Here is a 12,331-nt window from a genome sequence, read left to right as displayed (position 1 = left end):
TGCTTCAATGGAAGAACGTTTTTTTGAAACATTTATTCATTGTTACTTTATTGCTTTTGGTGTAGTTATTGGCGGTTCCATCATCGGCAGTATTGGTGCTTTTATTACTGGGAATCCGCCATTAACAGAGATTGGACGAATTGCAATTCAACTGCGAATTTGGGCCATTGTCGCAGCAATTGGCGGTACATTTGATGCAATTGCAAATTTTGAAAGGGGAATTTATGATGGATCAACGCTGGATTTATTTAAACAGGCGTTATTCATTTTATCCGCAATGGGCGGGGTGAAAACGGCTATTTTATTATTAAGTTGGCTGACACAGGAGGAAATATCCTAATGCATATCCCTCCATATCACAAAAAAGTTACGTGGCAGCGTTTTTTTGTTGGAGCAATGGCGGGGGCAGTCATGGCATATTGCATACTTATTTATATGTATGGAACGATGTATGAAGCTTTACTCATCGAAAATCATGAACTAAATAATAAGGTCAGTCAATTACGAAGTCAAAATGAGTCTTTACTTGAGGACAATGATGAATTAAATGAAAGATCGGCAAAACAGGTTAGTATTGAGTCTATTTCACTATCGATTGAAAATGCAGAAACATTGCGAATGGATCGATTAATTGCTGGTAAATTAGAGGAGCTTGTACAAGAGGAATTAAAACATGTCATTGGTAAGGACCTTACCATCATTGCAGAAAGCGACAGATTGCTTATATCCACGGTTGAAAATAAGACGTTTACAGTCGAAGATTTTTCTTATACACTTTCCATTCGCAAGCTTATTATCTCGAATAATATTAAAATCACTGCAAAAGCGCAGAGGTCTTCGTAAAAACAGGAATTGTAATTAATATATGAAACGCTAAAAATACACAAGATGAAAGACGTGGGTAGCATTTTCCACAGCTATGCATTGAAAAAGATTTAGCTTGTTTTTAAAATATTCATTAAAATAGTAGCATTTCAATTGACATTAGCTTAGACAACTGTCATGATTGTATCACCTTAAAGAAAACAGGAGGCATTGATCATATTACTTGTTCAAATCTGTTAACAAACTAGCCGTAAATAAGACGTAAGCAACAACACCGAACAGAATTATTATTTTCCAATTTATTAAATTAGCGTATAAAGTGAAACTTCATTCCGTGGAACACGGAATGTTTAGTTGAACCAATCGGGCATTTAGGTGCCGTTTTCTCTCACTTTGACCCTTTTGTAGCAACTCAGGCCTTGAAGTGGGTGGCTTACGGCACCTTACATGCGGGATAAAGCTGATGTCAAACAAAGTATGAAAATAAAGGCTGCCGAAAAAAGAAATCTACCTAAACGTCTGTTTTGTTTGAAAAACAAAGTCCACTTCCATTGTATCTAAATACAACGTAATCAGCATTTTACCATTATCACTGTTATTCTATCCTTACTAAAACTTCACCGAAAAAGTGAACATTTTGTGAAATATCGGAATATTTATCGTAATCTATCTATTTTTACCTTATACTAAGATTAATTAAAAAAGCATCATGATAAACACTTTCATATACTAAGGCAAATGAAAGGAGTGGGTAACGATGTGGGTAATAAACCACAGACAACAAAGAGATGAAAAAATTGCTCGATTAAAACAGGGCACATCTGCCTATGCTGAATCCAAGGAACTGATTCGCTTAATTAAACGTGATATAGAAAAAGAGCATTTAGATGTAATTTCTGAAGAGACCGCTTCTGGATGCTGGTTCATACCTAAAGATAAAAGCAGCTAATTTTAAAAAGCATTCTCACAAACAAAGACATACAGCATACCACTTTCCAATACCTGAAAGGGTCCTTAGCCTGGCAATTGTTATTGCATTGATCGGTTAAAGACCCTTTTCTCATTAAAGAAATGTTCGAAGCATCCATTAAAAATGACACATTGTTCTTTTTTATTGTGTATAAAATTTTAGCTTTCTAAACAAACGGTTATCGTATAATTTCTTTAAATATGTTTTAATATCCATAGGAAGTCATCCTTTCCATAACTATTTTTTAAATAAATATAAGTATAGTTTTTATTTTTTCTAATTACACTTCTAAGCCCTTTCCGAATTTCAGGTGTATATAATCCATCTTTCATATTATCCTCCTAGCATCAAATATATCATGCGCAAGTGCATTCCGATAACTTAAATTTAAACATTCATTTAATTTATTACCTTTAGACCATAAGTATAAGTTTCTCTATCTCATCCTCCAAAACCTGGGTAAGGATGGTCCATATTCATACTCACACGATCTTTTCTCTTAATCCATAGTGTCCTAGTCATGCTATTAGGACAAAAGAAAAAGACACCCATTAATTGAGTGCCTTTGCTTGTATTGTATTTTATTTTATTTCATAATCTTGTCTACCGATCTCGTCGCCCGCAACCCCTTGATTAGCTACTAAGGTTACAGGTGTTTCTAAATCATCTAATTCATAAGCGACGGAGTTTTCTACTGTACCATCTTTTTTTATAGTTTCCGTTTGTGTATCTAGATGATTTTCGTCTGGTAATCCACCCATATCCAACTCATTTACTGCATTCGGATCATTGTCTTGTATCGCTGTAAATACCGCCATCCAAGCTGTTGATGGATCTATGTCTTTGTCAGTAAAGTTCGTCGCTTCATACCAAATGGCGAATACCGGCTTTTCTCCATGTTCGTTTCCCGGTTCTCCGACAGGTATAACTTTAGTCTCTGTTATTTTGATTTTTAAATCTTCAATCTTAGCTTCGTTATCTTTGAAATATATATCTTTGTTACTGTTTGATTCCGTGCTTTCGTTGCTTTCATTGCTTTCTTCGTTTGCTGCATCGTTACTTTCGGTTGATCCACCGCATGCAGATAAAACTAATAACATTACAGTAAATAAAACAAATAGGTATTTCTTCATATCTTTAGCCCCCATATATGTAGTTACTCTAATTATGGAGTAGTTGACAACATTTTTCAATATATAAAATAGGCTTCTTAACTCTTCTGCACTCTTTTTTGAACACACACACTTAAAATAAAGTTATAAAGTCATATTTCATTTAGTAGAGCTTTTCTCCTTGAGGTGGGACTAAGGCTAAAATCTAGGGCGTTGAACAAATTATAAAGTATCGCTGGCGAAGCTTTTCTTGTTCCTTCGCTCCAACAAATTAGGCATTTAGCGGATTTACCGCTTAAAGTTTTCGTATTCTCTATAACTCTTGAAACGGAATTTTACAGCACCTTAGATCCGAGGAAATTATTTTTTAAAGGCTTGACATATATCTTGTAAGTCGTTAATAACTTCATCCGCTTCTTCCCACGTTGTAACTGTTGCTCCGGAAGCTAATGGATGTCCCCCACCATTATATTTTGCAGCTAGTTCATTAATAGTTGGGCCTTTTGAACGTAAACGGACACGAATTTGTTCTTCCTCTTCAATGAAAACAACCCAAGCAACAATTCCTTCTATGTCTCCTAAAATACTAACTAGTTGTCCAATTTCTGTTGGCTTGATTCTAAATTCTTCCAAAACACTTTTAGTAAGCTTGACAAATGCCAAACCACCGTCCCATAGATTAAAATTTTGGTAGATATAACCTTTTAACTTTGCTAACTTGTCGGAAATATTATACATGCCATCATATAATTTAGAGCGATCAAAGCGATATGTAACAAGCTCTGCTGCGAGTAAAAAGGTTTTTTTCGTTGTACTAGGATATAAAAATCTTCCTGTATCTCCAACAATTCCAGCATACAATAAACGTGCAGCAGCATCGCTACAAATTAATCCATATTCTTTTGTTTGTAAATAAAAATCATAAATCATTTCGCTTGTCGAGCTGGCACTTGTATCCACCCATTGGATATCGCCATAGGCATCTACATTTGGATGGTGGTCAATTTTAATTAATTGCTTGCCTAAATTATATCGCTGATCACAAATACGACTTGTGTTTGCTGTATCGCAGATGATTACAAGTGCATTTTGATACTGTTCATCACTAATATGATCCATTTGTGCTAAAAAAGTTAAAGATGGTTCGTCAGCTCCTACAGCAAAAACTTTTTTTTCGGGAAACGATTGCTGAATTATTTCCTTTAATCCTACTTGAGAGCCGATGGCATCTGGATCAGGTCGTACATGGCGATGAATAATAATCGTATCGTAGCTTTTTATGGATTCTAATATTTTTTTCATCTTATCACCTATTTCTTTTTCAAATTCAATCTATAGCTATATCGTACAAAAAAAGGTAAAATAGATAAAGTAACCTTCCTTCTGTAAGGCTTTTCCTCCCCCTACTGTTAAAAAATATTAGAAAAACTTTGCTTGTCGCCAAGTCTTTATGGCAAAAGCTATAGTTTTTCTTATATTATAAAACATAAAGTTTTATACTTTCCTATAGTGGAACAACGGGCGTCCTGAAAATAATCACGATTTGTCGCTGTCAAAGGTTTCGAGCCCTTGAAAAAGAAAAGCGTGCGAAGTTTTTCTTCCTGTCGACCCGAAGCGAAGGTACCGTTTTACTTCTGTTTGCTTTGACTGCTTCCATACAGAAGTTCTTAATATGGAATAAAAAATATATTTTTTAAATTAGGAGAGATATCATGTTTATTTTTGCTGTCATTATTCTTTTATCTCTGGTACTTTATGTATATTATAAAGTGGCGATTGTTAAAACGAACGATGGGCTAAAACAGGCCTACTTTCATGCAAAATCACGAATCTGCTTAGGCAGCTTCCTAACCGCCTTTACTATTAATCAATATATTTTTTATCAGACACAAATTTCTTTGTTTATTGGTATTGTCTTCCTAATATTTGGGCTCCCACTCGTTCTTCGAGGCATTAAAGAGGTTAAACATTATCGCAATGAATGGAAACGATTAAATCTTTCATAAGTAGACAGGCAATGCCAAGCCAACATCAGCAGATCGCTAATTGCACGTATTCGTAAAAACCTAAATACCTTTTTCGTTTTAATATATAAGTTGGCTGACTATCCCATAAGTGGTAGTCAGCTCTTTTCTCTTTATTAAAACAGTTTTTTGCTGCTCATATGCTTCAATTAGGTTAGCGATTGATTAATTGTGCCATTAATAATCCTTTACCAGCAAGCCTTTGCTCATCATACACTTCAATATCAATTTTCGCATACAATCTACCGACTTCGAGTAGCTTTGGCTTAATTTGTAATGTGCTTTCTATTTGTACTGGTTGAATGAAATAGAGGGTAAGATTTTCTGCAACGAGATCCCCTTTTTTATATTGTAACAGCATTCTTCTGCTGGCTTCGGTAATTAAAGCAGTAAAAACACTACTTGAAAGTGTACCTAATTGGTTAGTCATTTGTGGGGAAACCTTTGTTTCGTAAACATATTGTTCAGCATCTAATTCCATCAAATTACGAGATACAATATCATCAATTGTCTCCCCAATTTGCGGTTGACGTTGATTTTGTTGTAACGCTTTTAATACATCTTGTCTAGATATAATCCCCTCTAAACGATTATGTTCATCAGTAACTGGAATAACTTCAATTCCCTCCCACACCATCATATGTGCTACTGAAGCTAAGGATACGTTTGTTTGAACAGTTTTTGGCTGCTTGCTCATCACTTTCTCAATCGCTGTCTCGGATGATTTCCCAACCACATCTTTAGAAGTTACTATTCCAACAACTCGTTTACGATTGTCCACTACTGGAAAGCGAGTATGCTTCGATTTTTTATTGAGTAAATACCAATCCGCAATCTTTTCCTTTTCATGTAAATAATAGGACTTTTCATAAGGTGTATAAATATCTTCTACGAGAATAATTTCTTTTTTAATGAGTTGATCGTAAATTGCTCGATTTATCATTGCAGCAACTGTAAATGTATCATAGCTAGTTGATATAATCGGCAGCTGCCGTTCATCTGCAAGCCGTTTGATATAATCTTCTGTATCAAAGCCCCCTGTAATTAATACAGCCGCTCCTTCTTTAATAGCTAATTCATGAGCTTTGAATCGATTCCCTACGATTAAGAGTGACCCTGCCTCTGTATAACGCATCATGGCATCTAATTGCATCGCACCAATAACAAACTTGTTTAGCGTTTTATGCAATCCTTCTCTTCCGCCTAAGACTTGCCCCTCTACAATATTAATAAGCTCTGCAAACGTTAATCGCTCAAAATTATCTTTTTTCTTTTGTTCAATCCGAATCGTACCTACACGTTCGATAGTACTGACGAGCCCTTTATTTTCTGCATCTTTTATTGCACGATAAGCCGTCCCGTCACTAACATGTAACTTTTTTGCTATTTGTCGTACGGAGATTTTATGGCCAATTTCTAATGAGCTAATATGCTCAATGATTTGTTCATGCTTACTTTTCATCGACTCGTACACCATCTTTCAACTGTACTAATGAATTATTTATCATTTATTATACAGTTGAACAGGAATAAACTCAATGATTATAGGTTCTTCGTTGCTTTGTATATTCCTGTTCCATAATTGGTGGTTGAATCAATTGCAATAACGATGCTATATTAGCACCTACAACTAAGAGAAAAAATCCTAACCATGCTCCCCAAAATACCAATTCTAATGGTTTTACTGCTTGTGGTATTCTTGGCCAAGCTAAGTATAAGAAAAATCCTGCTAATAAAAGCCGCAGTAAAGCATATTGTCCTCGCATCCATATCCCTCCCTTTACTCTAACCTATGAAGGAAAATAAAAATACAGAACTACTGCCCTCCGTTATCGTAATCTTATTCTCTGTCATTCTTAAAGTAGGAGTCTTAGGGTACCTCAGATACGGGAAAAAGACATGGTGATGTGAGGATCCTGTTGAACTTATCGTGGGAAGAATTTGAAGTTTGCTACAGTTTAAGTGCATAAGCCAGACAACTGCTACTTTTTTAGAAAAGATATCCATCATATAAAAATAGATGGAGTTTCTTAAATAAACATAAAGCTTGATAAATACCAATCTAGCATGTAATCGCCAAAATAATAGGTAATCCATGTGGCTAACAAAATGGCTGGAACAAATGGTACCGGCTGCTTGCGTTTAATTTGTTTCAACATTATCAGTATTAAACCGAGGAAAGCACCTAGGATACACGCTAGAAAAAAACATAACAATAGTTTTTTTATACCGATTACAAATCCAATCAAGGCAAACAGTTTCGCATCGCCAACTCCCATCCCACCTCGACTTATAATAATGATAACTAATGGGATGACTAAACCAGCTAGTCCACCGATAAGAGGACTCCACCACGGTGTGAGTGGTTCTACACTACGTAGAATGATGAATAAAGGAAGAAAGAATAACAACAACGTATTAGGGATAATCATATAGGTGAGGTCTGATACTAAAGCAATAACAAGCATTGAATGAAGCAGAAGAACAATCATTAATTCTAAATTAAACCCAATGAACCAATAACTAATGGCAAAGAGTAACCCTGTTATTATTTCTACCAAAGGATACTGACATGAAATAGAAGCATTGCAATTATTGCATTTTCCTTTTAAAAAAATAAACGAAAGTACCGGAATTAACTCGTACCATTGTAAATGTTTGTTACAGCATAAGCAATAAGAACGGTCCATTCCAAAAGACTCCTGCTTTGGTAATCGCAAACCAACTACAACAAAAAATGAACCGAAGATCAACCCTATAATAAAGAAAAGTATGAATATATGATTTTCCAATCTAATTACTCCTTATCATCTTGCATATTTAAAGAAAACTTAGCAAGTGTCAAGCATAGCGCAGGCGACCGCTTAGTTGCACTTATACTTAGAATATTAAAATCTTACCGTGCCATCTTAACCCAGCTGATTTTTTGAATTTAAATATATAAAGCAAATAGTATGAACTTTGAAAAAATAAGTGAATCTTCAAATAAGCGGGGTTTTCTAATTGTTAGAATGAACAGAATCGAAAATTTGACTTGCAGTTGGATTCTCGACTTATTCTCCCAGGTTTCACCTTAAAAGAGCAGGTCTTACTGCCAGTACATAGGGGATAAAGTGAAACTTCATCAGTAGGAGTTTTCTTCCATCTCCTACTGAATGTTAGTACCGCAAGGGTATGATCTAAAGGCCCTTGAACAAATCGGGCATTTAGATGCCGTTTTCTCCCACTTAGACCCTTTTGTATCAACTCCGGTCTTGATGTGGGAGGCTTACGGCACCTTACATGCGGGATAAAGTGAAACTTCATTCCGTGGAACACGGAATGTTTAGTTGAACCAATCGGGCTTTTAGGTGCCGTTTTCTCCTACTTAGACCCTGGTGTATCAACTCGAGGCTCTTGATGTGGGAGGCTTACGGCACCTTACATGCGGGATAAAGTGAAACTTCATTCCGTGGAACACGGAATGTTTAGTTGAACCAATCGGGCTTTTAGGTGCCGTTTTCTCCTACTTAGACCCTGGTGTATCAACTTGAGGCTCTTGATGTGGGAGGCTTACGGCACCTTACATGCGGGATAAACGGAGGAATGTATAAAGGAAGCTATGCAAAGACATTAAATTTGGGGGCTTAGAGATGCCCTTTATTAAAAAGGTGAGCTTGTTTTTGTTGTAAACAGTTCAAGCTCACCAAAATAAAACACAACTCAAAACATCCTTCTAGCAACTCTTCAGATGATCTGACCTAAATTATCCGCTTTTAACTAAATCGTTATCGTTTCACCTATTTCCATAACTTGCCCCATTCCTGGACTCACCTGCTTAGCAAACGCCTCTGCATCCTGTTCAATCACTGGAAAGGTATTGTAATGGATTGGCACTACTGTTTTTGCTTTCACCCATTTGGCAGCAATCAAAGCATCTTCTGGCCCCATTGTGAAGTTATCACCAATTGGGAGAAAAGCCAAATCAATCTCATTCATTTCTCCAATCAACTTCAAATCTGAAAATAATCCTGTATCACCGGCATGGTAAATAGTTTTGCCTTCAATAGTTAATAAAATCCCTGCGGGCATCCCTGTATAAACCGTTGAACCATCTTCTTCAGTAAATGCTGAACCGTGAAATGCTTGAGTAAATTTCACCGTTCCAAAGTCAAAAGTATGCTTCCCGCCAATATGCATTGGATGTATTTGTAAGCCTTTTGTACCTAAGTATACTGCTAATTCATTCGGTGCTACAATTGTTGCTTTTGTTCGTTCAGCAATGGTAATGGTATCACCTACATGATCATTGTGTCCGTGCGTTAGTAAAATATAATCTGGTTGAACTTTATCCGTGTCTAAGTCACAAGCTTCATTCCCTGAAATAAATGGATCAATTAGAATTTGATGTGTATCTGTTTGCACCTGTACAACGGAATGTCCATGATAGGATACTTTCATAATCATCTTCCCCTTTCATTCACTATGCATTTAATTATACCAAGATAACTATTACGGTTGTACCCGATTTCATTCTTTTTTACACATCATCATAAAGTGAAACTTCATTTAGCGTTGTTTTCCACTATTGGTAAGAATTAAAACAAATATTAAAATCTCAGGCGTCTTGAAAAAGAAGTACACTTTTTCTGCATGCAATGTAATGCTATCGTAGCATGCTCTGTCCTTGAAAAAGAAAAGCGCTTTTTCTGCGTGCGATGCTTATTCAAGAAGCTTTCCTTGTCCTGTTACAAACCTTGTGATCCAAATTCTTGAAAAAACCGTGATGTACCACTTCCCAGCCTTTCCAAAACACTTTTTCTGTGTGCGAAGTATCGCTGTCGAGGTTTTTTCTTCCTGTCCGACCCGAACAATAGGGGATTTAAATACAGCCATCTCCCTTTAGACTTCTTCGTATTCTCGAATATTGACGTGGGAGTCTAAGGGGTACCTCCGATACGGGATAAATATTTCAAGTGCTTTTTTTATTAACTCTTTATTTGCTATAATAAACCTAATATTGTTTAAAGAAGGTGTAAAGGATGAAGGAAAGAATTGAAAAGCTGCTAGCTAAAATGAAGGAAATGAATTTAGACAGTATGTTCATCACTTCAACAGCTAATGTTTACTACATAAGCAATTACTATACGGATCCACATGAACGATTGGTAGGTGTTTATCTTAGCAACAATATGGATCCCTTACTCATTCTTCCGGAAATGGAAAAAGAAGATGCAAAAGCTGCAGGATGGAAATACGACATCATTGCTTATCAAGATCATGAACAACCATGGAAAATGTTTTGTGAAAAGTTAAAAGCTGCGGAAAAACTTCCCAAAACTATGGGTGTTGAACATAATCATTTTACTTTAGATCGTTATTATATGCTACAGCATTATTTTCCCAAAACAGAAGTTATAAATGCAGAAGAGCTGTTGGCTAATTTACGAGTAATTAAAAGTAAACATGAATACGAGCAATTGAAAACTGCTGCTGAGCTTGCTGACTTCGGGGTGAAAGCTGGAATTGCAGCTATTAAAGAAGGGATTAGCGAATTAGAAATCATCGCAACTATTGAATTTGAGCTTAAAAAGCAAGGTGTCCAAGCAATGTCCTTTTCAACCATGGCTTTAACGGGCGCAAAAACTGCTTCTCCTCATGGTACACCTTCCATGAAAAAAGTGGAAAAAGGCGATTTAGTACTTTTTGATCTTGGAGTGATCTATGAAGGATATTGTTCTGACATTACGCGAACAGTCGCATTTAAATCAATTGCAAAAGAACAAGAAACAATTTATCATACAGTATTAGCTGCCGAGGAAAAAGCAATTAAAGCTGCACAATTAGGTGTTCCAGTTGGAAAATTGGATCAAATAGCTCGTGATCATATTACAGCGAGCGGATATGGTGAATATTTTACACATCGGATTGGACATGGTTTAGGAATTGAGACACATGAATATCCGTCGATGCATCAGGATAATAAACTGCCTTTAGCAGAAAATATGTGTTTTACTATTGAGCCGGGTATTTATGTTCCAAATGTTGCAGGTGTACGTATTGAGGATATGATTTATATGACGGCGAAAGGACCCGAAGTATTAACTGCCGCCACAAAAGAGTTAATTATTGTAGATTAAGAAATTACCTTCGTATAATTTATTTAAAACAAGCAGTAAAGATCGCTCTTTACTGCTTATTACTTATATTATAAAAGCAATGCATGTGGGTCAACGTACTTGAAACCATGCGCAGCTGCTACAGCTTCATGAGTAACATGACCCTTCCATGTATTAACCCCTTTTAGCAAGGATACATTGTTTTTAATTGCTTCAACAAGCCCTTTATTTGCTAGCTGTAAGGCATATGGAACGGTAACATTGGTTAATCCAATCGTAGAGGTTCTGGGTACGGCTCCGGGCATATTAGCAACAGAATAATGTAAAACTCCATGCCTTGTATATGTTGGATTATCATGGGTTGTTACATGATCACTTGTTTCAAAAATCCCTCCTTGGTCAATCGCGACATCTACAATTACAGAACCGTCAGACATCGCCTTAACCATATCTTCCGTCACTAATTTAGGAGCTTTTGCTCCCGGTATTAAAACAGCACCAATGACCAAGTCCGATTCTTCTAATGCTAAGCCGATGTTCATTGGATTGGACATCATTGTATTAATCGAAAAGCCAAAAATATCATCCAATTGACGAAGACGCTCTGGATTCAAATCAATCACAGTCACATCAGCACCTAATCCTACAGCAATTTTAGCGGCATTTGTTCCTACCACTCCGCCACCAATGATGGTTATTTTAGCTCTTCTAACTCCAGGTATTCCACTTAAAAGAATCCCCTTTCCGCCCTTTGTTTTCTCAAGAAATTGCGCCCCAATTTGCGATGCCATTTTACCGGCAACCTCACTCATTGGTGTTAGTAATGGTAACGTATTATTTGGTAATTGTACTGTTTCGTAAGCTATACTTGTTACTTTATGATCCATTAACACTTTCGTTAAGTCTGGTTCTGCAGCTAAGTGCAAGTATGTAAACAGAATCAGCCCATCATAAAAATAAATGTATTCCTCCGGTAAAGGCTCCTTTACCTTCATAACCATTTCCTGCGCCCAAGCTTCTTTTGCTGTCCCAACAATTGCAGCTCCTGCATCTTTATATTGTTCGTCTGTAAAACCTGATCCCAGACCTGCACCTGTTTCAATATAAACTTCATGACCCGCTTTTCTTAAAGAAAGCACTCCAGACGGAGCCATTGCTACTCTATTTTCATGATTCTTTATTTCCTTAGGCACACCTATTTTCATTTTATGACCTCCCCTTCTACCTTATTAATTAGATGTATATAATCTAACAGTATCAAATATTTAAAAAAATGGAAAGGGGAAAGTAACCCACCTTGTC

Annotated in this window: 13 protein-coding genes; 5 read left to right on the top strand and 8 right to left on the bottom strand. The window is 36.3% G+C overall.

Annotated elements, in window-relative coordinates:
* Positions 1–7: 7 nt before the first annotated feature.
* The 3 genes from ytrH (at position 8) to KQI21_RS01625 (ending at position 1,774) form a co-directional block, all read left to right on the top strand.
* A complete protein-coding gene (ytrH, locus tag KQI21_RS01635; RefSeq protein WP_216482271.1) occupies positions 8–340 on the top strand; it encodes a sporulation membrane protein YtrH in 333 nt (110 codons plus the stop codon).
* Positions 340–843 (top strand): sporulation membrane protein YtrI, encoded by a 504-nt coding sequence (gene ytrI, locus KQI21_RS01630; RefSeq protein ID WP_216482270.1) that lies wholly within the window; start codon positions 340–342, stop codon positions 841–843. The genes ytrH and ytrI overlap by 1 nt, the downstream gene beginning before the upstream one ends.
* A 739-nt stretch (positions 844–1,582) precedes the next feature.
* Positions 1,583–1,774 (top strand): YtzJ family protein, encoded by a 192-nt coding sequence (locus KQI21_RS01625; protein WP_077321349.1) that lies wholly within the window; start codon positions 1,583–1,585, stop codon positions 1,772–1,774.
* A gap of 215 nt (positions 1,775–1,989) precedes the next feature.
* On the opposite strand, the gene KQI21_RS01620 is transcribed toward KQI21_RS01625, so the two are convergent.
* The 3 genes from KQI21_RS01620 to KQI21_RS01610 form a co-directional block, all read right to left on the bottom strand.
* Positions 1,990–2,127: a hypothetical protein gene (locus tag KQI21_RS01620; protein WP_216482269.1), complete on the bottom strand. Its 138-nt coding sequence runs from the start codon at positions 2,125–2,127 to the stop codon at positions 1,990–1,992.
* Positions 2,128–2,376: 249 nt separating this feature from the next.
* The gene (locus KQI21_RS01615; RefSeq protein WP_216482268.1) at positions 2,377–2,928 is read right to left on the bottom strand and encodes a DUF5067 domain-containing protein; all 552 of its coding nucleotides are present in this window, start codon (positions 2,926–2,928) and stop codon (positions 2,377–2,379) included.
* Positions 2,929–3,267: 339 nt separating this feature from the next.
* Complete coding sequence (locus KQI21_RS01610; protein ID WP_216482267.1) at positions 3,268–4,209, bottom strand: DHH family phosphoesterase; 942 nt, start codon at positions 4,207–4,209, stop codon at positions 3,268–3,270.
* 410 nt (positions 4,210–4,619) lie between these two features.
* On the opposite strand from KQI21_RS01610, the gene KQI21_RS01605 reads away from it, so the two are divergent.
* Positions 4,620–4,913, top strand: coding sequence for a YtpI family protein (locus KQI21_RS01605; RefSeq protein WP_216482266.1), 294 nt, complete (start codon positions 4,620–4,622; stop codon positions 4,911–4,913).
* A gap of 172 nt (positions 4,914–5,085) precedes the next feature.
* Here KQI21_RS01605 and KQI21_RS01600 read toward each other — a convergent pair whose 3' ends face one another.
* From KQI21_RS01600 to KQI21_RS01585, 4 genes are all read right to left on the bottom strand, one after another.
* Positions 5,086–6,393, bottom strand: coding sequence for a DRTGG domain-containing protein (locus KQI21_RS01600; protein WP_216482265.1), 1,308 nt, complete (start codon positions 6,391–6,393; stop codon positions 5,086–5,088).
* Positions 6,394–6,466: 73 nt separating this feature from the next.
* The gene (locus tag KQI21_RS01595; protein WP_216482264.1) at positions 6,467–6,697 is read right to left on the bottom strand and encodes a hypothetical protein; all 231 of its coding nucleotides are present in this window, start codon (positions 6,695–6,697) and stop codon (positions 6,467–6,469) included.
* 264 nt (positions 6,698–6,961) lie between these two features.
* Positions 6,962–7,723: a prepilin peptidase gene (locus KQI21_RS01590; protein WP_216482263.1), complete on the bottom strand. Its 762-nt coding sequence runs from the start codon at positions 7,721–7,723 to the stop codon at positions 6,962–6,964.
* A gap of 967 nt (positions 7,724–8,690) precedes the next feature.
* Positions 8,691–9,371: a metal-dependent hydrolase gene (locus tag KQI21_RS01585; protein ID WP_216482262.1), complete on the bottom strand. Its 681-nt coding sequence runs from the start codon at positions 9,369–9,371 to the stop codon at positions 8,691–8,693.
* Between the two features lie 581 nt (positions 9,372–9,952).
* On the opposite strand from KQI21_RS01585, the gene KQI21_RS01580 reads away from it, so the two are divergent.
* Positions 9,953–11,050, top strand: a complete 1,098-nt coding sequence (locus tag KQI21_RS01580) for a M24 family metallopeptidase (RefSeq protein WP_216482261.1) — start codon at positions 9,953–9,955, stop codon at positions 11,048–11,050.
* A 68-nt stretch (positions 11,051–11,118) separates the two neighbouring features.
* Here the strand turns inward: KQI21_RS01580 and ald are convergent, their stop codons facing one another.
* A complete protein-coding gene (ald, locus tag KQI21_RS01575; RefSeq protein WP_216482260.1) occupies positions 11,119–12,234 on the bottom strand; it encodes an alanine dehydrogenase in 1,116 nt (371 codons plus the stop codon).
* Between the last annotated feature and the right edge of the window lie 97 nt (positions 12,235–12,331).

It is taken from the genome of Virgibacillus proomii (assembly GCF_018916875.1).
Classification (GTDB): domain Bacteria; phylum Bacillota; class Bacilli; order Bacillales; family Amphibacillaceae; genus Virgibacillus; species Virgibacillus proomii_B.
The sequence above is the reverse complement of the archived record's forward strand: the minus strand, read 5'-3'. Positions and strand labels throughout refer to the sequence as shown.